Annotated in this window: 17 protein-coding genes and 1 other RNA gene; 6 read left to right on the top strand and 12 right to left on the bottom strand. The window is 65.5% G+C overall.

Annotation, left to right across the window (positions count from 1 at the left end; all coding sequences use genetic code 11):
• Positions 1-479 precede the first annotated feature (479 nt).
• On the top strand, positions 480-1,295 hold the full coding sequence (locus tag J7360_RS08945) for a cellulase (RefSeq protein ID WP_007963675.1): 816 nt from the start codon (positions 480-482) through the stop codon (positions 1,293-1,295).
• A 389-nt stretch (positions 1,296-1,684) separates the two neighbouring features.
• Here J7360_RS08945 and J7360_RS08940 read toward each other — a convergent pair whose 3' ends face one another.
• The 4 genes from J7360_RS08940 to J7360_RS08925 form a co-directional block, all read right to left on the bottom strand.
• Positions 1,685-3,274, bottom strand: a complete 1,590-nt coding sequence (locus tag J7360_RS08940) for a rhamnogalacturonan lyase B N-terminal domain-containing protein (RefSeq protein ID WP_209033696.1) — start codon at positions 3,272-3,274, stop codon at positions 1,685-1,687.
• Between the two features lie 356 nt (positions 3,275-3,630).
• Positions 3,631-3,957, bottom strand: a complete 327-nt coding sequence (locus J7360_RS08935) for a hypothetical protein (protein ID WP_057663783.1) — start codon at positions 3,955-3,957, stop codon at positions 3,631-3,633.
• A 300-nt stretch (positions 3,958-4,257) separates the two neighbouring features.
• Positions 4,258-5,538, bottom strand: a complete 1,281-nt coding sequence (locus J7360_RS08930) for an amidohydrolase family protein (protein WP_057663780.1) — start codon at positions 5,536-5,538, stop codon at positions 4,258-4,260.
• The gene (locus J7360_RS08925; RefSeq protein WP_209033694.1) at positions 5,535-6,944 is read right to left on the bottom strand and encodes an amidohydrolase; all 1,410 of its coding nucleotides are present in this window, start codon (positions 6,942-6,944) and stop codon (positions 5,535-5,537) included. Before J7360_RS08925 ends, J7360_RS08930 begins: the two co-directional genes overlap by 4 nt.
• Before the next feature lie 133 nt (positions 6,945-7,077).
• On the opposite strand from J7360_RS08925, the gene J7360_RS08920 reads away from it, so the two are divergent.
• The gene (locus J7360_RS08920; RefSeq protein ID WP_173644191.1) at positions 7,078-7,644 is read left to right on the top strand and encodes a DUF924 family protein; all 567 of its coding nucleotides are present in this window, start codon (positions 7,078-7,080) and stop codon (positions 7,642-7,644) included.
• Positions 7,645-7,798: 154 nt separating this feature from the next.
• On the opposite strand, the gene J7360_RS08915 is transcribed toward J7360_RS08920, so the two are convergent.
• Together J7360_RS08915 and grxD are read right to left on the bottom strand one after the other, a co-directional pair.
• Positions 7,799-8,668 (bottom strand): hypothetical protein, encoded by an 870-nt coding sequence (locus tag J7360_RS08915; protein ID WP_057663775.1) that lies wholly within the window; start codon positions 8,666-8,668, stop codon positions 7,799-7,801.
• A 198-nt stretch (positions 8,669-8,866) separates the two neighbouring features.
• A complete protein-coding gene (grxD, locus tag J7360_RS08910; RefSeq protein ID WP_057663772.1) occupies positions 8,867-9,793 on the bottom strand; it encodes a Grx4 family monothiol glutaredoxin in 927 nt (308 codons plus the stop codon).
• A gap of 45 nt (positions 9,794-9,838) precedes the next feature.
• On the opposite strand from grxD, the gene J7360_RS08905 reads away from it, so the two are divergent.
• Positions 9,839-10,630 (top strand): polysaccharide deacetylase family protein, encoded by a 792-nt coding sequence (locus J7360_RS08905; RefSeq protein WP_007963688.1) that lies wholly within the window; start codon positions 9,839-9,841, stop codon positions 10,628-10,630.
• 150 nt (positions 10,631-10,780) lie between these two features.
• Here J7360_RS08905 and J7360_RS08900 read toward each other — a convergent pair whose 3' ends face one another.
• From J7360_RS08900 to J7360_RS08890, 3 genes are all read right to left on the bottom strand, one after another.
• Entirely contained in the window at positions 10,781-11,452 is a 672-nt protein-coding gene (locus J7360_RS08900) for a methyltransferase (protein ID WP_209033706.1), read from the bottom strand.
• A 453-nt stretch (positions 11,453-11,905) separates the two neighbouring features.
• Complete coding sequence (locus J7360_RS08895) at positions 11,906-12,556, bottom strand: SGNH/GDSL hydrolase family protein (RefSeq protein WP_057663767.1); 651 nt, start codon at positions 12,554-12,556, stop codon at positions 11,906-11,908.
• Entirely contained in the window at positions 12,556-13,827 is a 1,272-nt protein-coding gene (locus J7360_RS08890; protein WP_057663764.1) for a pyridoxal phosphate-dependent aminotransferase, read from the bottom strand. The genes J7360_RS08895 and J7360_RS08890 overlap by 1 nt, the downstream gene beginning before the upstream one ends.
• Positions 13,828-13,979: 152 nt before the next feature.
• On the opposite strand from J7360_RS08890, the gene rsgA reads away from it, so the two are divergent.
• Complete coding sequence (gene rsgA, locus J7360_RS08885; protein WP_057663762.1) at positions 13,980-15,071, top strand: ribosome small subunit-dependent GTPase A; 1,092 nt, start codon at positions 13,980-13,982, stop codon at positions 15,069-15,071.
• Positions 15,071-16,333 carry a flavohemoglobin expression-modulating QEGLA motif protein gene (locus J7360_RS08880; protein WP_057663759.1) on the top strand — a complete coding sequence of 421 codons (1,263 nt, stop codon included), beginning with the start codon at positions 15,071-15,073 and terminating at the stop codon, positions 16,331-16,333. The genes rsgA and J7360_RS08880 overlap by 1 nt, the downstream gene beginning before the upstream one ends.
• A 46-nt stretch (positions 16,334-16,379) precedes the next feature.
• Here J7360_RS08880 and J7360_RS08875 read toward each other — a convergent pair.
• A non-coding RNA gene (locus J7360_RS08875) (sX9 sRNA) lies at positions 16,380-16,455 on the bottom strand.
• Between the two features lie 171 nt (positions 16,456-16,626).
• Here J7360_RS08875 and J7360_RS08870 point away from each other — a divergent pair.
• Positions 16,627-17,307 carry a type 1 glutamine amidotransferase domain-containing protein gene (locus J7360_RS08870; RefSeq protein WP_209033692.1) on the top strand — a complete coding sequence of 227 codons (681 nt, stop codon included), beginning with the start codon at positions 16,627-16,629 and terminating at the stop codon, positions 17,305-17,307.
• A gap of 178 nt (positions 17,308-17,485) precedes the next feature.
• Here the strand turns inward: J7360_RS08870 and J7360_RS08865 are convergent, their stop codons facing one another.
• On the bottom strand, positions 17,486-19,405 hold the full coding sequence (locus tag J7360_RS08865) for an alpha-amylase family protein (protein ID WP_209033690.1): 1,920 nt from the start codon (positions 19,403-19,405) through the stop codon (positions 17,486-17,488).
• 34 nt (positions 19,406-19,439) lie between these two features.
• Entirely contained in the window at positions 19,440-21,896 is a 2,457-nt protein-coding gene (locus J7360_RS08860) for a TonB-dependent receptor (RefSeq protein ID WP_209033688.1), read from the bottom strand.
• Positions 21,897-22,157 lie beyond the last annotated feature (261 nt).

The following is a 22,157-nucleotide window of genomic DNA, read 5'->3' as shown; positions in this document are numbered from 1 at the left end:
TCGCCCCCTCCGGCTGTTGCGTTGTCTGTAGTGCGAACGCTATCGCAAAACGGCCCCGCCGCGTAGGCCTGAGGTGGGGCTTGTTCCGGGCACCGACCGCGCGGATGGCGGCCGGACTGATGCAGACCGGTGGCAGCGACGCGGCACTGCGTGCAAAGACATTGCATGCGCAAGCGACGCCGCCTGGCACGTGCGAACACGGCCGATGCGGATGTGGCTATGCACCATTCGCCGCCCCCACGCCCGGGCGTCTTCGCGCGAAACCTGCCGCTGCGCCCGCGTCCTGTGACCTAAGTGCTAGCCAGCGCACGCTCCAAGTGCAAGGTGGCGCCCGCTATCGCGCTTGGCCGGGTGGCGCCGCCGGAATCGTTATAGCTCCCCGCGCGGCGCCGCTGCTAGGGTCCAACCCCGGCTGCCGCACGGCAGGTCCCGACGGCGCTGCACCAGCGCCGCCGCGTTGAATCATACGGAGAGTCACTATGCACAACTGCCCATCCAGCTCCCTTGTCCAGACGTGCGCCCAGGCGCCGACCAAACGGCGGCGCGCCGCGCGCTGGTGGACCGCGGCGCTCGCCTTCGGTCTGGTCGCGCTCACCCCGGTGGCGCTCGCCGGCCCGTACAAGATCTTTGGCAACCACTATGCGTGGGTGAACAATTTCAACGATCCCAACAACATCATCCAGGGGACGTTCGGCACCGGCAGTACGCCGGAGTTGACGGTGACCTTCAACTTCGCCGACTACAACCTCTACGGCTATCCCGCGATCGTGCGCGGCTGGCATTACAACTGGAATCCGACCACCGACACGCTGTTCCCCAAGCAGATCTCCTCGATCAGCTCGCTGCCATTCAAATTCAATTACAGCGCAGGCGGCACCAACCTGTCCGGTGATTTCGCCTACGACATCTTCTTTCGCTGGGACACCGCAAAGGGCAATCCGCAGCTGGAAGTAATGATCTGGGGCGACCACAATTCCTGGCCGGTCGGCACGGTGACTGCGACCAAGGTCATCACCGCAGGCGGGCGTACCTTCGACCTGTGGGAAGGCTTCAATTCCGGCGCCGGCTATTACGTCTACACCTTCATCCCGACCGGGACTGCCGGCCAGCCGACGCTGAAGACCAGCGGTAGCCTCAACGTGGATGCCAAGCCGTTTCTGACCTGGCTGCAGAACAACCGCTCCAAGGATGGCCGCTACAGCAACAGCATGTATCTGCACGCGGCCGAAGCGGGCTTTGAAGTGGTACGCGGCAATGGATGGGCCAAGGTCAGCGCGACCTTGGATGCGAAGTAAGCGCCGCCGCAGCGGTGTTGTGCGTGTCGGCGGTGCCGGTCGGCACGCACACGGTTTTGTCAGAGATTGGCGACTCGCCGCCTGTGCGTTGTGCGCCAGTGACTGTCCGCGTAGTTCGCTGCGCACATGACAACGACGTGCCGTGTGTGGCGCCTGTCGCCTCGGCATCGGATTTCGAGCGAGCTCACGGTGAGCGATGCATGGATGACTGCCTCTGCGCGGCATGTGGTCGCGGACGTGCCGGCGCGCAGATCTGGAGCGGCTGGCAATGTGCCGCTAAACGGGCGGTGCGGGTGCGAAGAACATCGGAACGGCTGAGCGCTGCACGCCGGCGCCACGCACCAGCCGCGCGTGCCTGGCTGCGGCGCGGATCGTGTGTTCGGACGCTGCTATAACGCCACCAGCTGGATGCTGTCGAACACGATTGCCGGGCTGAGGTAACCGTTGTCCGGGGAGCCGGAGGCAATGCCGATCTCGATGCGGTTGTTGCCGGCCTGCAACGCAGCGGCGGGGATGTCCACTTCGTACAGGGTGTTGTTGCCACGCGCGGTGCCGCGCGTCTTTGGTTGCATGGGCGCGGCAGGCACCGGTCCGTTCCAGCGTGCATTCACGCTGATCTGCGGACGTGCGCCGCCCTGTGCCAACGGCACGAAGATACGCAGGCGATAGCCGCGCACTTCGTCGGCGGGCAGGGTGAAGTCGATCCGGCTCGGGGTGTTGATGCCGCGCCACTGCACCGCGGGGAAGCTGCTCAGGCTGCTCGATCCCACGGTATAGGTCACCGCAGACCAGTGCATGCGCGCATCGGAAGGGTGCGCCCGCGGTAACAGGTCCGCATGTCTGAACCCTGCCGGCGTGCCATCGGGAATGCCGATCTGCCACTTCACCGTGCCCGGCAAGACGACTGCCTGCAGTGCGGCGTGCGCAGTGGCGCCGGCGGAAACCTCGATGTTGCGTTGTGCGACGTCCAGTTCGTTCTGGTAAAGCGTCACGCGATAGCTGCCCGGGCGAACACCCGTCACCCGGTAGTCGCCGCTGCCATCGGCAGTGGCCCAGTACTGCGCCTGCGCGTTGCGCAGACCGATGACAGCCGGCTGGCCCGGCAGCACGCCGCCGACGTGCCCGCTCACGGTGCCGCGCCCGCTTGCCGGCAAATAACCGCTCAGGCCCAGCGTGGCATCGACGAACGCGGTGTCCAGCTGCGCGCCCGACGGCGCGCTTCCATCGGTGAACAGCAGCCCGTACACACCGTGCAGGCCGCCGCGAAACGCTTCGGTCTGGGTGTGATCGGAATACATGTAGTGATAGAGCTCATGCGTCACGCTGGTTTTTTGCGTGGCGATGTCCTTGAAGAACGGGCCGCCCGCGCTGCGCTCGCGGTTGCCCATCAGCATGAACACGGCAACGCCAGAGCCGCTGACGCCATGCACCTGGTCGTCCATCGTTCGACGTGCGGAATAGAACTTGGAACTGGTGCGCCCATCCGGCAACAGAAAGACATCGTTGCCTTCGATCGCTTTGCCGACATTGGAATCGGGCTCCTGCTGCGCATTCGGCAACGTGGACACGTTCAAGCGGGCGACGAAGCGCAATTCGCCCACCGGCAGCAAGCTTGGCGCATCGGTGGCCATGTAGATCGCGTTGCGGCCCTTGCGCGCGATGTAGTACTGGACCAAGTCGCCGGCCTTGGCCGAGACCACGATCGTCTCGCCAACGATGCGCGCATCCACACTGGCACTGCCCAGCCCCGAAGCGATGTGCGAGCCCTTCGATTCGGTGGTCTGCAGTTCGTTGTCGCGATAACGCATCGACACGATGTCGCCATGACGGGCATCGACCGCAAACACCAGCTCGGCGCCGCTGTCGACGATCACGCGGTCGCCGCTGCGGCTGATCCCGAAGTCGGCCAGCGCAGGTGTACCGACGCCGGCATAGAGCAGCAGTGCACAGGCGAAGGTATGTGGGCGATTGCGAGGCATGCGGGTGAGTGTCCGGAAGCAAGGCGTGGTCGCGATGCGTGCGCGCGATGCCAGGCGAGTGCTGAAGATGGAGACTGTGCGCACTGTTCGAAATTCCAGCGATCAAGGTAGAGTCGTTGGTTACTTGCGGGCATCGCTGACCGTCGCCACAGTGGGTAACTGCAATAAGCAGTTCTGGCGTCTGCCATGGAGAGGCTACCAAAACGCCAGGAACCGTTGTCGGTTGGCGTGGAGGGCGGACGGCAAATGCGCTGCACGAGCGGACATGCCGCACGGATCACCGGCCGCTTGCGGCCCTGGCAGTGAACAGTCGCCCTGCCAGCGGTTTGTGCGAGGCACCGGCGATGTTGCATCGCTCAGCGCAAGGCATCCCGTGCCGAGGCGATGTCCGCCATCCATTGCGTGCGCTTGCCGATCACGAAGCGGTATTGGTTTCCGTCATCCAGCCGTACTGCCAGCGATGTCGGCGCGATCGGCAGCAGGCCGAACAGGCGCGTCCAGCAGGGCTGCATCGCCACGATCTGCCGCAAGGGCACGCTCAGCGACTGGCACTGCACATTGAATGCATGCGGCTGAAACAGCAGCGCATCGGCAGTGAGAATCAGGCGCCCGCCCACCGCTTCCATGCCGCGTTGCAGATTGGCAGGCGCCTGGCGCAACACCGCACGATCGATCGAACGCAAGCCGCTACCGTGGAAGAGCGAGCTCACGGTCGTGCAACGGCGAGGTGGGCGCGTGGCATGTGCCGGGGCAAGACGCCAAGGCGGCAACGCGCTGTCAGGAGCGAAACCGAAAACATGCGATAGGCCTTGTGGGAAACATCACTAGAGCGAAGGCCGCCAGCAAGGTGCGGCAGGACGCCATGACAGCACATCGCCTGTGCACAGCAGCCAAGCGGTGAAGCGGTGTGCCGGTACCCGCTGTGCCGGTACACCAACGATGAAAGACCATGCTCAGGTGGCGCTTGAGCAACCACCGCACGCCTACTTCAGATAGGCGCGCGGCAGCGGGCCGGGCTGCTGCATGTAGCGGTCGCGCAGCTCGCTCTGGCGCGATCGCATCGGCATGTCGTGGCCGCCCAGCCAGACCTGCTCGGCATAATGCGCCACATCCAGCGGGTCGCCTTCCCACAGCACCAGATCGGCCTGCTTGCCGACCGCAATGCTGCCGATGCGATCGCCCACGCCGAAGATGTCCGCCGGCACGCGGGTCAGACCGGCCAGGCCGGATTCCCATGGCAAGCCATTGGCGACCGCATTGCCGGCCAGCTGGCGCAGTTTGCGCGCGTTGTGCGAAGCATCGCCGTTTTGGGTGAAGCTGACCTCCACGCCGGCAGCGCGCAGACGTGCGGCGTTTTCCAGCGTCGCGCCAATCTGGTCGAAGGTCGATGGCAGATCCGCCAGCGCGTCGACCAACACCGGGACCTTGGCCTGCGCCAGTTGCGGCGCGAGCTTCCAGGCTTCGGCACCGCCGGCAATGGCAATGCGCACCTTTTCGCGCTGCGCCCAGCGCAATAGCTGGCGGATGTCGGCTGCGCGTTCCACCTGCACCACGATGCGACCGTGGCCGGCCAGATAGTTTGCGAGTACACCGCGTCCAACCGGGGCCAGCAGTGCATGCGGCGAATCGGCCGGGATACGCCCGCGTGCTTCGGCGACCAGTTGATCCAGCAACATCCATTGCGCCGCGCGCGAGCTGCCGGTGAGATCGGACGCCGCTGCACCGATGCGAAGGAACAAGGCAGGCGGGCCTACCGGATCCGGACTGCCATCCAGCCGCACGATGCCGCCCTGGCCAGCGATGAAGGCGCCACTGGTGGTCGCCCCCAACGCGGTGAAGCCGATGCCCTCCACGCGCGCCACCGGCACCAGCACCGAATCGGGGTTGTAGGCCAGGGTGACGTCGAATTCCGGGCGCATCGGTTGATCGGCCAGCTTGACGCCGCTGTCCACGGTGCTTTCTTCGCCGGAGACTTCTTCGATACCGATCTCGGTAATGCCGCCGAACAAGGCCGGCGTCAGTGGGCGGCCTTTTGCTTCGACCACGCGGCCGTCGGTGGGTACTGCCAGGTTGCGGCCGATGGCGCGAATCACGCCGCCCTGCACCAGCACGTCGGTGTTCTGCAGGGTGCCTTGCGCGGTGGCCGTGTGCACGGTGGCGCCGCGAATCAACACCTGCTGCCCGAAGGCCGGCAATGCCAGCGTGGCCATCACCAGCGCCGCGAGCGCGCGCAAACGCGGGCGCACAACGGTTGCGCGGCTCATCGTGCCACCTCCTGGCCAAGCATGAAGTCCGACACCGGCTGCAGTGCGCGATTGTGCCGGTCATACACCTGCGCGCCGTCGATATACACCTGTTCGGCCAGCGCATACGAACTGAAAGGGTTGCCGTTCCACACCACCACATCGCCCATCTTGCCCGGCTCCAGTGCGCCGGTCTGCTGCTCGATGCCCAGCGCCTTGGCAGCATTGCTGGTGAGCCAGCGGATGGCGCGCTCTGGCGGAATCTCCATGCCGCTGCGGCGCGCGTTGGCGATCACCTTGGCGGCCTCCTGGTTGAGCCGCTGGATGCCTTCTTCCGAATCCGAATGCACGATGGCGCAGCTGTTGGCGGGGCGATCGACCAGCGCGATGTTTTCCTGGATGCCGTCGAAGGCTTCCATCTTGAAGCCCCACCAGTCGGCCCACAGCGCGCCGCAGACGTTGTCCTGCGCCAGGCGGTCGGCCAGCTTGTACGCCTCCACGCCGTGATGGAAGGCGGCAATGTGGAAGCCGAACTCCTTGGACAGATCCAGCATGGTCGCCATCTCATCGGCGCGGTAGCAGTGGATGTGCACGCGGATATCGCCGTTGATGGCACCGGCCAGTGTGTCGAGCTTGAGATCGCGCTTGCCGCCGGCATCGCCGCTGCTGTCGTTGTCGCCGCCGCGGCTCCACCAATGGCGCTTCTTGGCGGTTTTCTTTTTCGGTGCATTCTTCTGCAGATACTCGGCCGCGTCGATGAACGCAGCGCGGTAGCCGGCCACGTTGCCCATGCGCGTGCCGGGGCCACCTTTCTGGCCGTAAACGCGTTTGGGGTTTTCGCCGCAGGCCATCTTCAGGCCCCATGGTGCACCGGGAAATTTCATGCCCTGGTAGGTGGTGGAGGCGACGTTCTTGAGCGTGACGCCGCGCCCGCCGATCAGATTGGCCGAGCCCGGCAACACCTGCAGCGAGGTAATGCCGCCGGCAAGCGCAGTGCCTAAGCCTGGGTCCTGCGGCCAGATCGAGTGCTCGGCCCATACGTTGGGCGTCACCGGTGCGGTCATCTCGTTGCCGTCGCTATGCGCGCTGACGCCCGGGCTGGGATACACGCCCAGATGCGAGTGCACATCGATTATGCCGGGGGTCACCCACTTGCCGGTGCCGTCGATACGGCGCACGTCTGCGGGCGCCTCGAGCGCCTTGCCCACCGCAGCCACCTTGCCATCGCGCAGCAGCACGTCGGCATCGTCCAGCCGCTCGCCGGTGCCGGTGAGCACGGTGGCGTGCCGGATCAGCACCGGAGCGGACGCGAGCGCGCGATAGGTGCTGGGGTAGGGATCTTGCACGAAGCGCGATGCTGCAGATGCCGCAGACGCAGGCCCGCACAGCACCGCCGCGCCCAGCGCGGCGAACAGGATGGAACGCATGGATTTCCCCGGTAAAACGAAAACGTCAGCCGCCAACCTAGTCGTCGGCGGCGTGCTTGCCAAGTGCTGGAGGTTGAGAGCGGCGGGCTCATCACATGCACCCGTGCATGCTATGCCGAATTCGTCAGGGGGTGTGCCGATGATTGCCAAAACAGAGCGCAACAAGCAGGCCGATGTGGTGTTGGCTTTCTGGGAGCTGGCCGGTGCGGCCCGCTGGTTCACGCACAACGATGCCTTCGATGCCAATTTTCGCCAGCACTTCAGCGAGCAGCATTTTGCCGCCGCACGGGGCGAGTACGTGCAGTGGATGGCGCGCGCCGAAGACGCACTGGCCTTGCTGATCCTGCTGGATCAATTTCCGCGCAATGCGTTCCGCGGCAGCGCGCATGCCTATGCCACCGATGGCCTGGCACTGCGGCACGCCAAACAGGCGCTCGCCAGCGGCTTCGATCAACAGGTGTCGGCGCAACTGCGCCTGTTTTTCTATCTGCCCTTCGAGCATGCCGAAGACGCCGATGAGCAGGCGCGAGCGGTGCAGCTGATCTCTGCATTGGGCGATCCACAGACCACCCATTGGGCGTTGGAGCATCAGCGCATCATTCAGCGCTTTGGCCGGTTCCCGCACCGCAATGCGGTGCTGGGGCGTGAGGCCACGGCAGAAGAGCAGCAGTTTCTGGATGACGGGGGATTTGCCGGCTAAAGACCGGCATCGGCCATCTGCATGCCGATGCTCGAGGTCTGCCGCGCAGCGCGGGCAACGACGCTGCTGCAGCCGGACAGAGGCGGACCTCGCAACGCAGAAGATTCCGCCATGCCCATGCCGCACCAGGCAGTGCGCGAGCAGTCAAGGGCGATCAGCAGCCGCCCGGCAATGCTTCCGAACGCCAGCTGGCGCCTTCCCCGAGCAGCAGATAAAACCCGTAACTTTCGTAGCCGCTTTCGGCCAGCACGAAATCGAGCGTGCCGTTGCCGTCGATATCGCCGAATTGCAGCAGATGCGTGCGCAGCGGCAGGTCTTCGCAATCGTCGCAGCCGCTGGCAGCGTGACCCTTGCGGAACTGCCAACGGCTGCCGTCATGCTCGAAGATCGCAAGGACGACGAGCACGCCGGTGGGGTTGTCGGGGTTGCCGGTCTCGATCGGATGGTTGGAGGTCAGGATCGCCACGCGTCGCTGCGGTTGCTGGGTATCGGTGACGATCTGCAGCGCCGCCAGATCCTGCGCGCGATCGGCATTGAACGCGGCCAGCGCCTGCGCCAGGGCTGCCGGCTTGACGCGCTTGCGCAGCTGCGCGGTGTTGTTCACCTGGGCGAACAGCTCGGCCTGTTCGCTGGTGGTGGCGGCGCGGCCGGCAAAGCGCTTGCCGGGATTCACATCCACGGTCGACAGCAGCGGCGAATCGGACAGCGTGGGGTTGCCCTTGATGCGCAGCTTCGCGGTGCCGCCGCACATGCTGTTGTCGTCCACCGTCAGTGCCGCAAGCCGCACGTTGCCCGTGGAAACGCCTGCGTTGAAGACCTGCAACGGCTGGCCCAGCAGTGACTTGGGTAGGGTCGATTCCTTGGCAACGCCCTTGCCGAGCCAGACCGGGATGTATTCCAGCGGATCATCACTCGGTTGGTTGTCGTAGGTCTGGACCAACAGCACCGCGCGCGACGGTTCGGCAGCGTGGGTGGCCAACGGTAGCAGCGCGGCCAGGGCGACAGAGAGCAGGCGGGTATGCATTGCAGCGATGTCCTTGTGCAGGTTGATCCATGAAAAAACGGACGCTCCAGGGAGCGCCCGTTTCGGTATGCGGTGTGCCGGCCTAGCCTGCTTCTGAGCAAGCTGCGCTCACGCAGTCGTCGCAAGCGCGGCAGTCTGCAGAGGGAGCATGACCGGTGAGCGGCAGCCGCGACCGTGCGACGACCGCTGATGTCTTGCTCAGTATTTCGCCACGCCGTTGTCCACCTCGTCCGACCACGAATCGATGCCGCCGGTGACGTTGTAGACGTTGGTGAAGCCCAGGCCACGGAAATGTTCGGCGGCCTGCAGGCTGCGGCCGCCGCGGTGGCACAGGAACGCCAGCGGGGTGTCCTTGGGCAACTGTTCGATGGCGGCGCGCTCGTGCGCATCCAGCGTGCGGAACGGTGCGGCCACCGTGGCCAGCGCGCGCTCGTCGGCCGGGCGAACGTCCACCAGGGTCAGGCTGCCGGCCTTGAGACGGTCGTCGGCGTCGCGCACCGACAGCTCCTGCACCGGCTTGGGTGCATTGGGATTATCGATGGCCAGGCCGCGGCCGCGGATGTCGTCGACCCAATCGATGGTGATGCCGTCGGCACGACGCGCGCTGGCCAGGTCGAACTGCACGCGCAGTCCGTTGGATTCAGCCGCAATGGCGTTCGGGTTGGTCGGCGCCAGCTGGAAATTGGGCTGGAAATTGGCATCGATGGCCAGCGTCAGCGAGGCATCCGGCGCATCGGCCAGCGCACCTTTGAGCATCTCGACCGCGGCTGGGGTGATGGTGATCTTGGGCGGGCTGCGGTCGGGCGCCTGCAGGCCGAGCATGCTGCTCAGCTCGCCGCTATCGGCCATCTGCACGATGATGTCGCTGCCGCCGATCAGCTCGCCGTCCACGTACAGCTGCGGGATGGTCGGCCAGTCGCCATAGGCCTTGATGCCCTCGCGGATTTCCTGGTCGGCCAGCACGTTGACGTGGGCATAGTCGACGCCCAGGCCGTCCAGCACGCCGACCGCCTTGGCCGAAAAACCGCATTGCGGCATGCCGGGCTGGCCTTTCATGAAGAGCACCACGCGGCTGGACTGCAGCAGCGTATCGATACGGGAACGCAGGGCGGGATCGAGAGACATGGCAGTACTTCGGTGGCAGCGTGGAGACAGGGCATTCTACGCCGCATGGCATCATTGGGCATGACCACGCCGGAAACGCTGTATCGCACCCCTTCGCGCCCCTACCGCTGGGTAGGCCTGTTGGCCCTCTCGCAGGTAGCGGTGGCACTGCTGTGGTGGCATCTGGGCTGGGCCTGGGGGCTGCCTGCGCTGCTGCTGTCGCACGCGCTGTTCGTGGTGCCGGTGTTCCTGCCGCGCGCGGGGCTGTACGCGCCGGTGCTGGCCCGGTTACCCGGTCGCGCGCCGCAGGTGTGGCTGACCATCGACGATGGCCCGTCCGACGACACCGCGGCCATCCTCGACCTGCTGGATGCTTACGATGCCAAGGCAACGTTCTTCGTGGTCGGCGCGCGTGCCGAGCAGCGGCCCGAGCTGGTGCGCGACATGGTGCGTCGCGGGCATGGCATCGGCAACCACAGCCACACCCATCCGCAAGCCTGGTTCTGGGCGCTGGGGCCGCGCCGGATGGCACAGGAAATCGGCCAAGCGCAGCGCGTGCTGGCGTGCATCACCGGCCAGGCGCCACGGCTGTACCGTTCGGTGGTCGGCATGACCAACCCCTTCGTCGCCTCGCCGCTGCGCGCGCACGGCCTGACCCGGGTGGCCTGGAGCGCGCGCGGTTTCGACGGCGTGCGCTGCGAGCCGGACACCACCATTGCCCGCATCGTGCGCGACCTGCAACCCGGCGCCATCGTGCTGCTGCATGAAGGCGCTGCGCACGGCCACAACCTCACCATCCTGCGCGGCGTGCTGGAGGCGATGCAGGCGCGTGGGTTGGTGGGGCGGCGGCCGGATTAAGCACGACGAACAAAACGACTGCGCTCACCGCCTGGCGGGCGCGGCCGGTATTGGGTGGCCCTGTACCGCCTGTACACGGCAATTCCGTCGCGCTCTCTGTGTAGTCGACGATTGCTCGCTACGGGTAGCTCGTCGCAGGCAGCGCGGTGCCTAGCGTGGCTCGGCCACGATCAGCCAGTTGTTGAACGGCGTGTTGCCATACAACGGCGCAAACGTGGCGCGCAGACCGGCCGCGTCCAGATGCGCCTGCAGGCTGTCGCGCGTGGGATAGCTGCGCGGCATCCGCTGCATCCAGCCGCTCAGGTGCGCCAGGACGTCGGTGACACGGCTGGTGCGGCCACGGCTGCTGGCATCGCCCAGTGCGCTCCGAATCACCAGCTTCGCGCCGGGCGTGAGCATCTGCGCCACGCTGCGCAGCAGACTGGCCTGCATGTCCGCTTGCAAATACTGCAGCACGTCCAGGATGGTGACGCTGCCCCGATGCTGCGGCCATGCCACGCTCAGATCCACTACCTCGAACTTGGTAGTGTCCAGGTTCGAGCGCTGCGCGATGTGCCGTGCGCGGCGAATCTTGGACGCATCCACATCCACCCCGTGATACGCCAATGCCTGACCATCGGCGCGAAGTGCATGGGCCAGCAGGCCGAGCCCGCAGCCCAGATCCAGCACTGGCGCAGTGGTGGTGCGCAGCTCGGCCAGCACGCCCGGATACAGCGGGTCGGTGCGCAGCTTGGCTTGCGTGTAGTAGTAGTCGTAGCGGTTGCCCAGCGGATGCGCCGGCAGAAATGCGCGTGCAATCGTCAACGCCTGCGCGCGGCTCATCGGTTGGGTGGCAGTGGTGTGCAATGTCGTTCCTTGGCAATCAGGCGTGCTGCAAGGCTAGCTTAGGGCTTGCCGGGCTGGTTGGGGTAGGGCGGGTTGGCAGTATGCGGTGCGTGACCGCGGATGCATCGGTGCCGGGTCTCCGTATTGCGCGTGTTGAAAGGCCTGTGCGCAGCGCCTGGTCCTGCCGCATCGACGTCAAAAAGACGACTGGCACAGACTGGGTGCGACATCTCGCGCTGCCAGGCAGGTGCAAAGCGCATGAGCGCAAATCCACCGCGCACAAAAGCGCAGGACAACGCTTTGACCTGATGCCTTGCCTACACGTAGCGTGCAGTCATCAGATGGGCGTGGGCCGCATGCAAGATGTGCAGCGGAAGGTTGCTAGATCCTGATTCCGAGCGCTGGCCGCAGCCACCTGGCGGCGGCACAGTCTGCGTTGCCCAGCGACGCTTAGACGAGTGTGTCCAACGATCCAACTGCCCCCAGCGCATCGCGCGCTGCCGGTAGCGCCAGTGCTGTCCAACGCGCATACATCGCACCGGAAGGATGCAAGCCGTCGTCCACCAGCATGTCCACCGCATCGCCGCCATCGCGGCTGGTGGCCGTGATGTCGACAAAGCGCACCGCATGCGCACTGCAGCGGTCGGCAGCGATCGCGTTGAATGCGTCGATCTGCGCACCGATCAACGCGGCATCGCCACTGCGCGCGCGCGCAAATGGGGTCAGGCCCCAATCGGGAATCGACAGCACGAACACGCGTGCTGGGTGGCCGTTTGCGAATGCAACTGCGCGCAGCAGCAGGGCATCGAATTGCTGGCGGTACTCGTCCAACGAGCGCCCGCGGTACTGGTTGTTGACGCCGATCAACAAGCTCACCAACGCGAACGGCCCCTGCGGTGCAGCCGCGTCGATCCCGGCCTGCAATTCGTCGGTGGTCCAGCCGGTGGTGGCGATGATCTGCGGCGGCGCCACGTTCCAACCGTAAGCACGTAAGCCGTCGACCAGTTGCGATGGCCAACGCTGGGCAGGCGCAACGCCTTCGCCGATGGTGTACGAATCGCCAAGCGCCACATAGCGCAGCGGCGTGCCAAGCGCAGCCATCAGGCCACGCTGCGTGGCTTGAGTGGAACCACCTTGGTGGCGGCTTCGGCGCGGCGTGCCAAGGCACGATCGATACGCGCGAACACATCGCGCATCACACTGGCTTCCGGCATCAAGGTCACGCGGAAATGATGGCGATACGGCACGTTGAAGCTGGAGCCGGGAACCACCAGCACGCCTTCTTCATTCATCAAATCGAGTGCGAACGCATGGTCATCGAAGTTGCGCGCCGCCGCACCCACCACTGCCGGGAATGCGTACAGCGCACCGGCCGGTACCACCAGCGACAGATGCTCGCTGGCCGCGCAGGCGTCGATCACTGCGCGGCGGGTTTCATACAGACGCCCGCCAGGCGCGCATAGCGCCGAGATGGTGTCGGGCCCGTTCACCGCCGCATCGATGGCGTACTGGCCCGGCACGTTGGCGCACAGGCGCAAGGCGCCGAGCAGGTCCATCGCATTGCGCAGGTCGTTGATGCGCGCCTGGTCGCCGGACAGCAACGCCCAGCCCACGCGCCAGCCGCAGGCGCGGTGCACCTTGCTCAGCCCGCTGAAGGTGATGCACGGGTGCGCACCGGCCAGCGGCGCGACCGGCACGAACGCTGCGCCGTCGTACAGCACCTGGTCGTAGATCTCATCGACCATCAAGAGCAGATTGTGCTTGGTGGCGATCGCCACGATGCGTTCCAGCAACTCGCGCGAATAACTGGCGCCGCTGGGGTTGTTCGGATTGATCAGCACGATGGCGCGGGTGCGCGAGGACACCAGCGTCTCGATCTCCACCGGGTCTGGCTGGAAGCCGTTCTCCGGTGCGCAGCGGTAATACACCGGGCGGCCGTCGTTGAGGATGGTCGCGGCCGACCACAGCGGATAGTCGGGCGAGGGCACCAGCACTTCGTCGCCGGGGTTGAGCAGCGCACGCAGCGACAGATCGATCAGCTCGCTGACGCCGTTGCCGATGAAGATGCGGTCCGGATGCGCATCTGGATGCTGGCGCCGCGAATATGCCTTGGCGACCGCTTCGCGTGCCTCCGGCAGGCCTTGCTGATGGGTGTACGGGTCGGTGCGGCCCATGTCGTCGGCGATGGCGCGCTGCAGATGCTCCGGCGCACGGAACCCGAATGCGCCCGGGTTGCCGATATTGAGCTTGATCAGCTTGCGGCCCTGCGCCTCCAACTCCCGCGCTCGCCGTGCCAGTTCGCCCCGGATTTCGTAGCGGACTTCGGACAGACGCTCACGGATCGCGAGCGGCTTTTGCGGGGCTGTGGACATGCGATGGGCCGGTTGTAGGCGTGAGACTTGGCATGGTATCGGAAATATGACAGGCGGACATGCTTGCATCGGCAACGATGTCAAGGGGCGTCAGGCTCCGGGCAGCAACACGCTTGCACAAGCCGCTGTGGCCAGCCAGCTAGAATTGCCCCATGAGCGACACATCCCCCGATTACCCCACCCTCCAATCCATTGGCTGGCCCTGGCCGGGGCCGCCTGAAGAAGCGTCCTGGCAGGCGGTCTTCGCCGCGCATCCGCAGGCGCTGCCGGCGCGGGTGGTGGAGCAGCACCGTACCGGCTATGTGGTGGCCGATACGCCCGAGGCCAGCCTGAAGGCCGAGTCGTTGCCGGAGTGGCAGCGGCCGCGCTTTCCCAGCCATGAGCGTGCGGCGGTGGGCGACTGGGTGTTGATGGAGGGCAAGCGCATCGTGGCGCTGCTGCCGCGGCGCACCTCGATCAAGCGGGGAGCGGCCGGCGAGCATTACCACCAGCAGGTGATCGCGGCCAATATCGATACGGTGTTCATCGTGTGCGGGCTGGATGCGGACTTCAATCCGCGTCGTATCGAGCGATATCTGTTGCTGGTGGGCGGTGGCGGTGCGCAGCCGGTGGTGGTGCTGACCAAGGCCGATCAGATCGAATACGCCGAAGACGCGTTGGCGGTGCTGGAAGAGCTGGAGGCGCAGAATATTCCGTTGCACGCGGTCAATGCCAGGGATCCGGACAGCGTGGCCGCGTTGCGGCCGTGGCTGGGCGATGGCCGCACCGCGGTGCTGGTGGGCTCGTCCGGTGCGGGCAAATCGACCCTGACCAATACGCTGCTCGGCACGCAGAAGATGAAGACCAATGCCGTGCGCGAGAACGATTCGCGTGGCCGGCATACCACCACGCACCGTGCGTTGATTCCGTTGCCGTCCGGGGCGTGCCTGATCGACACGCCCGGCATGCGCGAGCTCAAGCCGACCGGCGAAGAGGATCTGGCCGAAGGCGGTTTTTCGGACGTGGAGGCGCTGGCGGCGCAGTGCCGCTTCAACGATTGCGCGCATGTCGCCGAGCCGGGCTGTGCGGTGCAAGCGGCGATCGATGCCGGCGAGCTGGACCCGGAGCGGGTGGCCAACTACATGAAGCTGCGCATGGAAGTGGCCAGCGCGGCCGAAAAACTCGCCGCCCGTGTTGCGCAGAACAATCGCGGCAAGGGCTCTGGCAAGCGGCCGGCCAGCGTCGATCGTCCCGGACGGCGCTGATGCCCTCGCGCAAGGGGCCGCCGGACATCGTCCATCACGCGGCGCTGGATGCGCGCCTGGTCAAGGCCGTGCGCGGTGTGCGTCTGCTGGCCTTGGCCAGCTGGCCGCGCTCGCTGCAGGAGCCGTTTCTCGACAGCGTGGCGCGCGGGCAGCCGGAACTGCCGCAGGTCGAGTACCCAACGCTGGATTTCGGCGATACCCGGCGCGAACTGGCCGCCATCGCCAGGGATGCCGACACGCATCATCCGCTGGGCGAATACCTCATCGATTCGGCGCATAGCTGGAGTCTTGCCGCAGGGTTGCTGGAGTCGTTGGGCACCACGGCGGTGAGCGATTACTCGGCGCAATTGTTCGGCGTGCCGGAAGACCCGATGCCGGGCAACGGGCCGAGTACCCGCGAAGCGGCACAGCATTTCATCCAGATCGCGCAGGAACTGGATCGCGAGCTGATGGCGCCGGAAGAGCAGGTGCCGGTCTCGGCGACGGCGTTGCGCATGCAGTTGCAGAACGATCTGGATGGGTTTTTCGAGGGGCGCGTCATCACTGTCACGCTCGATCCGGATCTGCTCGCCAAGGCGGCTGCCGGCGCGCATCGCATTCGCTTGCGCACCGGTGCCACGTTCAGCGATTACGACCGCGCGCAGCTGTTCCATCACGAAGCGCTGGTGCATTCGCTGACGGCGCTCAACGGACGCGCGCAGGTGCATCTGCCCAGCCTGGGCATTTCTTCACCGCGCACGACCGCAACGCAGGAAGGCTTGGCCACGTTTGCCGAGCAGATCACCGGCAGCATCGATATCGAACGCATGAAGCGCATCAGCCTGCGCATCGAAGCGATTGCGATGGCACGCTCGGGTGCGGATTTCATCGAGGTATTTCGCTATTTCACCGCAGGCGGGCAGAGCGCTGCAGAAAGTTTTTCGTCGGCGCAGCGCGTGTTCCGCGGCGTGCCGACCAGTGGCGGCGGTGCCTTCACCAAGGACACCGTGTATCTGCGTGGGTTGGTCGCGGTGCACACCTTCTTCCGCCATTCGTTGCAGCGCGACCAGCTGCAGCTGTGCCGTTACCTGTTCGCCGGCAAGATGGCGTTGGGCGATGTAGCGCGCCTTGCGCCGTTGTTCGACAGCGGCGTACTGCTGGCCCCACGCTGGCTGCCGCCGTGGGTGAGCCGTGTCAGCGGACTGGCTGGCATGCTGGCGTTCTCGTTGTTCGCCAACCGCATCCGCATGGATCAACTGCAGCCGCCGGCAATGAATGTGTGAGGCAAGGCACATGCGGCCGTTGCGGCGCACTGCGGTGCCCTGGAGCGGCTCGCAACGCCTAGCGAGCAGTGGCTGGGTGGGCGCTGATGGCGCGCAGGAGCCGGCGTGTCCGAAAGGCACCTGCGGCGACGAGCACCGGCGGCTCACGCCTGTCGGGCGCCTTGGTGTGTTGGACGCGATCGCTACATCTATGAACATTTGCAGCGGGCGCCAAGGACTCTACACGAGGCTGCAACGGGCTGAACTGCACACTGGCCTCCTTGCCCAGTTGGGCCATGACACGAGGCAACGCGATGAAAGTTTTGATGGTGCTGACGTCCCACGACCAGCTCGGCGACACCGGCAAGAAAACCGGTTTTTGGCTGGAAGAATTCGCCGCGCCGTACTACGTGTTCAAGGATGCAGGCGAAGACATCACCCTGGTTTCGCCCAAGGGCGGCCAGCCGCCACTGGACCCCAAGAGCGACGAGCCCGACGCACAGACCGATGCGACCAAGCGCTTCAAGCAGGATTCCGAGGCGCAACAGGCCCTGGCAAGCACGCACCGTCTGGCCGACGTCAAGGCCGATGACTTCGATGTGCTGTTCTACCCGGGCGGCCATGGACCGCTATGGGATCTGGCCGAGGACGCCGATTCGATCGCGCTGATCGAAGCGTTCGCCAAGGCCGACAAGCCGCTCGGTCTTGTGTGCCATGCACCAGGCGCGCTGCGTCGGGTCAAGGGCAGCGACGGCAAGCCGCTGGTCAATGGTCGCCGCGTCACCGGCTTCACCAATCGCGAAGAAGAAGGCGTGGGCCTGGCCAAGATCGTGCCGTTCCTGGTTGAAGACGTGCTGACCGAACTCGGCGGCAACTACGAGAAGGGCGCCGACTGGGGCGTGTACGTGGTCACCGACGGCACCCTGGTCACCGGCCAGAACCCCGCCTCGTCCGAGAAGGCCGCAGAGACCTTGCTCGCAATGGCTAAGCGCTGATCCTGGCCATTGACGGGCTTGAAGAGCCCGTTCCCGTCGGGACTCAATGCACGGCCCGCGCGCTCCCGCGCGCGGGCCGTGTTGCGCTAGTAAATGGGTCAGCGCACAGCCGGCTCAGACGAAGGTGCTGCTCACCAAACGCGCGGCAGACCACCGCGCACGCTTATCGGGTGCATGTTCAGTCCCCACGCTGTAGCCAGCGCACGCCGTAGGCCGGAAGCACGATCGATACATCGTCCCTTGCAGCGGCGCCAGCAACCGCGTCATCGATGGCCAGCAGTGTCCATCCATCGACGCCGATCGCCGCAAGCTCCACGTCGAGCGGCTGGTCGCTGAAGTTATGCAAGGCGATGAAACTGTCGCCACGCGCCAGCGCGAACAAGCGAGGATCATTCAGCGCAATGCTTGCCAGTGCTTGATCTGCTGCCAACGCGCCTAACGCGGCACGTTGCCGGATCAATCCACGCAAGCGTCGGTACACGGTGCCACTCAGGCTCTTGGCATCGTGACGCTGGGAGGCAAGCTGCCAATCCATCGCCGGCCGATGCAGCCAACGGCCTTCATGTTGGCGGTGCGGGTCATCGCGGTAGCCGGGGTCATTGACCATCGCCAATTCGTCGCCCATGTAGATCAACGGAACGCCCGGCATGGCAAGCGCAACGGCATACAGCAACACCAGCCGGTCCACTGCAACTTCCAACGCCGCTGCATCGCCTGCCTCCTGCGCGGCCTGAATGCCCGCAAGTGCAGCAGCCATGCCATTGGTCCCATGCACGCCGTCGCCGCTGCTCTGGAAGCTCTCGCCGCGTGCGTAACTGCCCGGCACCGCATTGGCATAGAAGCGCGCCACATCGCGTAGCGAGAACGGCGGCTGCGCTGCATTGCCGGAGGCTTCGTGCTGCAGCACATTCCAGCCGATATCGTCATGGCAACGCACATAGCTCAGCCATGCACAGTGGCGCGGCAAAGGCGGACTGTGCGCGATCACGTGGTGCAGGATGTCGCCGCGTTGCAACGCCAGTGCCGACCAGCCGGCCGCCATCAAGGTGCTGTGATACGCCAGATGGCATTCGTGGCCCTGGTCCGTGCCGCTCCCGAAGTACGGTGGCAGTTGCGTCATCGGCACGATGGCTTCGGCCTTCATCACCACCGCCGGCGCGACGATATCGGTCACCGCGCGCAGTGCCACCAGCAGGGTGTGCGCCTCGGGTTGGTTCATGCAATCGGTGCCGATGCGCTTCCACAGATAGGCCGTGGAATCCAGGCGGAATGCTTCCACGCCCAGATTGGCCAGCCGCAGCATCGCCAGGGCCATGTCGCCGAACACCGCCGGGTTGCTCCAGTTCAAATCCCATTGATACGGGTAGAACGTGGTCCACATCCACTGGGCGGTGTCGTCCACCCAGGTGAAGTTGCCGGGCGCGGTGTGCGGAAACACCTGCCCCAGCGTGGCTTCGTACCGGTCGGGCAGGTTGCGGTCGGCAAAGTGATGGTAGTAGTCGAGATAGCGTGCGTCGCCGGCGCGGGCCGCCTGTGCCCAGGCGTGATCGTCGGCGGTGTGATTGAGCACGAAGTCAGCGCACAGGCTGATGTCGGCTTCGCGCAGGCGGCTGGTGAGCGCGATCAAGTCGTCGTTGCTGCCCAGGCTGGGTTCCACCTGGCCGTAATCGCTGACCGCAAAGCCGCCGTCGTTGTCGCCGGCGCGTGCCTGCAGGAATGGCAGCAGGTGCAGGTAGCGCACGCCCAGTTCCTGCAGATACGGCACGTGTTCGGCCACGCCTTGCAGCGTGCCGGCAAAGCGGTCTGCATAGGCGCTGTAGCCGAGCATGTGCGGTTCGCCGAACCAGCCAGCGTGCCGCGTGCTGTCGAGCGTTTGCAACGCTTGCGGACGTTGCCGGGCGATGTCGCCCACCTCGCCCAGCCATTGCGCCAACCACGACGCATAGTCGGCACGCTGGCCGTACAGCGCATGCAAGGCCTCCAGCAAACGCGACGCGTGCTGGTCGTAGCGCGACAACAGCACCTCGGCGTGTTGCGGGTCCAGCGGCCCGGCAAAAGCCGCGCGCAGTGCGGGGGAATCGATCGGGCAGGTGCTCATTGGAAGCCGCCGGGCAGAACCCGGCGCGGGGTCCTTAAAAGTCGTAATGCAGGCTGATGCTGGTGGTACGGCCGGCGATCGAACGCGCACGGATGATGCCATTGGCCGGGATGGTCGCCTCTTCGGCTTCGGTCAGGCCAAAGGTGTTGAACAGGTTGTTGACGTTGAGCGCCACGGTGAGCGCATCGGTGACGCGGTAGTCGCCGAACAGGTTCACCTGCGTGTAGCCGGGCATCTTCAACTGATTGGCGTCTTGCGTGTAGGCGTCGGTGGTGCCGATCAGGTTCACGCCGAACTGGTAGTTGTCGCCGCGGTAGCTGGGCGTGAGCTGCCACACCACATCGGCCTGGCGGCGCGGCACGTTGCCGGCATTTTCCGGGGTGATCTGATCGCGCGAGATTTCTGCATCGGTCCAGGTCAGGCCGCCGTTGAGGGTAAACCCTTCATAGCGGTAGCTGGCTTCCAGTTCCACGCCGTGCGCTTCATAGCTGCGATTGAAGAAACGCTGGCTGGTGATTTCGAAGTTCTGCTCCTGGGTACGCGCAGAGAACGCGGTGGCGAACAGGCTCAGCCCGTCGCGGCGCCACTTCAGGCCCGCTTCGGCCTGGCGCACCACATTGACGCCTTCCTCGGAAGATACCGAACCGTCGTCGCGCACCACGCCGAACAACAAACGGTCTGCGTTGGCGCGTGCGCCGCGGCTGATGCGCGCAAACGCGCCCAGGTCGTCGGTGATCAGATAGTTGCCGCCCAGCGAGTACGACAGGTAATTCCAATCGTAGTCCACCGGCCGCGAATTGGCGGTGTCGACCGTGGCCACGCGCTGTTCCACCGGTTGGATCACGCCATCGCCGTTGACGTCCAGGTTCTGTGCGATGGCGGTGCCGTTGTAGCTGCCGCGCGCATCGCCCATGTCGTAGCGCAGGCTGCCGTCGATGCTGAACTTGCCGCTGTCGAAGGTCAGCGCAACGTAGGGCGCGTTGACGTCGTAACGCACATCGTAGCTGCGGGTGACGCAGCAGTCGCCCCAGAATGGTGTGCCATAGGCGTACAGGCCGTTCTGCGAGCGTGAGACGCCGGCCGCGTCCACCACGTTGAGCAAGCGCGAATTGCGGCCCAGGCTCTGCACGTAGGAATTCCAGGTCCAGTCCATGTCGATGGTCTGGCGCGAGCTGTAATAGCCCATGCGCAGGTTCAGCGTCCGCCCGTCGCCGCCGAACTCGCGCGAGACGCTGAGGTCGTTGGTGACGTTGCCCAGGTCGTTGATGGCTACGTTAAATAGGTGCGTGCGGATCGCATTGCCGGTATAGGTCTGGCCGGCGTCGGGGCCGCTGGCCTGCACCAGCTGCGCACCGGCACCGCCGATGGACGCGGCCAGCGACGCGGCGTCGGTGACTTCGGCCGGGAACGGGCTGACGAAGCGGCCGCTGTTGTCGGCGACGCGGAACTTCTCGCTCAGGTTCCAGCCGTTGCCCAGGTCGAACCAGGCCTCGGCACCGATGGTGCGCGAGATGGGGTGCATGCCGTCGCCCAGATCGGTGCGGCGCGGCTGGTTGTTGCCGTCCAGGCCCACGTCGGTTCGGAAATTGCGGCTGTACAAGGTGTCGTTGCCGAGATCGAAACCGGGAAAGCCGCCCAGGTCTGGCGAGCCATCGCGGCCGCGCACCGAGGTGGGCACCGGCAGGTAGCCGGCGGCGCGGTCGTTGAGGTATTTGCCATACACGCGCACATAGCCATTGTCGAACAGGCGGGTGAGGTTGGCCTTGAGTTGGCCGCCCTTGTCGGTGGTGTAACCGGCATCGCGCACGCCATCGCCCTGGCGGAAGAAGCCGCCGATGTTGAACTGCCACTGCTCTGCGAACGGTGCGCCGTAATTGAAATCGATGCGGGTGTTGTCGTAGTCCAGGCCGCGGCTGACGCCGACGCTGCCGCCTGCGGTGTCGCCGGTCTTGCTGATGAAGTTGATGATGCCGCCGGGCGCGTTGCTGGTGAAGGTGGACGCCGAACCGCCGCGGATGGCTTCGATGCGGTCCAGGGTGAAATCCGAACGCAGGAAGATGTCCGAGTTGCCGAAGGCGATATCGCCGAACTCCATCACCGGCAGGCCGTCTTCCTGCAGCTGCAGGAATTTCGCGCCGCCGGAGGCCACCGGCAACCCACGCACGGCGATGTTGGCATTGCCTTCGCCACCGCTGGATTCGGAGCGGATGCCGGGGATATTGCGGAAGATTTCTGCGGTGCTGCGCGGCGCCGATTGTTCGATGGCCTCGGCACCGACGGTGCTGACCGAGACGCTGGATTTGAGTTTGGTGGTGGCGGTGGACGTACCGGTGACGAACACCGAATCCAGATTGACCGTGGCGCTGTCGGCAGCCGGCGGCGTGGCCGGTGCAGCCGCGGCGGTGTCCTGGGCCAGCGCCGCGGGCGCGCACAGGCAGGACACGACCGCGCAGGCCAGGGCATGCAGGCGCATGGTGTGCAAGGTGGACATTGCGATTCTCTCTCTCACAGATGGTGGTGTGCCAACGCCTGCATCGTCCCCTCCCAGGGAGCGGCCATGTGGCCTGCAGTGCGAGCGCAGTAATACGCCGCAATACAATCGATTGCAATCTTGCGGCGCAGCATAAACATCGAAATAGATCTGATTTATTCCAGACGGATAATGTGTTGCGACGCAGCGTTACAATCGATTGCAAAGACGGCAGGGTACAGTGCGCTGCGGCCACCGGGAGCCGCACCGATGCCCAGGGCT

The sequence above is a fragment of the Xanthomonas sp. D-99 genome (assembly GCF_017746145.1).
In the GTDB taxonomy this organism is placed as follows: Bacteria; Pseudomonadota; Gammaproteobacteria; order Xanthomonadales; family Xanthomonadaceae; genus Xanthomonas; species Xanthomonas cissicola.
This window is presented reverse-complemented; position numbering and strand designations above follow the sequence as displayed.

Excerpts from the sequence above, each read along its gene's own strand:
- J7360_RS08905 (WP_007963688.1), top strand. The coding sequence starts at position 9,839 with ATGGCATCATTGGGCATGACCACGCCGGAAACGCTGTATCGCACCCCT.
- J7360_RS08865 (WP_209033690.1), bottom strand. The coding sequence starts at position 19,405 with ATGAGCACCTGCCCGATCGATTCCCCCGCACTGCGCGCGGCTTTTGCC.
- J7360_RS08890 (WP_057663764.1), bottom strand. The coding sequence starts at position 13,827 with ATGTCCACAGCCCCGCAAAAGCCGCTCGCGATCCGTGAGCGTCTGTCC.
- J7360_RS08925 (WP_209033694.1), bottom strand. The coding sequence starts at position 6,944 with ATGCGTTCCATCCTGTTCGCCGCGCTGGGCGCGGCGGTGCTGTGCGGG.
- J7360_RS08930 (WP_057663780.1), bottom strand. The coding sequence starts at position 5,538 with ATGAGCCGCGCAACCGTTGTGCGCCCGCGTTTGCGCGCGCTCGCGGCG.
- grxD (WP_057663772.1), bottom strand. The coding sequence starts at position 9,793 with ATGTCTCTCGATCCCGCCCTGCGTTCCCGTATCGATACGCTGCTGCAG.
- rsgA (WP_057663762.1), top strand. The coding sequence starts at position 13,980 with ATGAGCGACACATCCCCCGATTACCCCACCCTCCAATCCATTGGCTGG.
- J7360_RS08940 (WP_209033696.1), bottom strand. The coding sequence starts at position 3,274 with ATGCCTCGCAATCGCCCACATACCTTCGCCTGTGCACTGCTGCTCTAT.
- J7360_RS08860 (WP_209033688.1), bottom strand. The coding sequence starts at position 21,896 with ATGTCCACCTTGCACACCATGCGCCTGCATGCCCTGGCCTGCGCGGTC.
- J7360_RS08870 (WP_209033692.1), top strand. The coding sequence starts at position 16,627 with ATGAAAGTTTTGATGGTGCTGACGTCCCACGACCAGCTCGGCGACACC.
- J7360_RS08895 (WP_057663767.1), bottom strand. The coding sequence starts at position 12,556 with ATGGCTGCGCTTGGCACGCCGCTGCGCTATGTGGCGCTTGGCGATTCG.
- J7360_RS08915 (WP_057663775.1), bottom strand. The coding sequence starts at position 8,668 with ATGCATACCCGCCTGCTCTCTGTCGCCCTGGCCGCGCTGCTACCGTTG.
- J7360_RS08945 (WP_007963675.1), top strand. The coding sequence starts at position 480 with ATGCACAACTGCCCATCCAGCTCCCTTGTCCAGACGTGCGCCCAGGCG.
- J7360_RS08880 (WP_057663759.1), top strand. The coding sequence starts at position 15,071 with ATGCCCTCGCGCAAGGGGCCGCCGGACATCGTCCATCACGCGGCGCTG.
- J7360_RS08900 (WP_209033706.1), bottom strand. The coding sequence starts at position 11,452 with ATGAGCCGCGCGCAGGCGTTGACGATTGCACGCGCATTTCTGCCGGCG.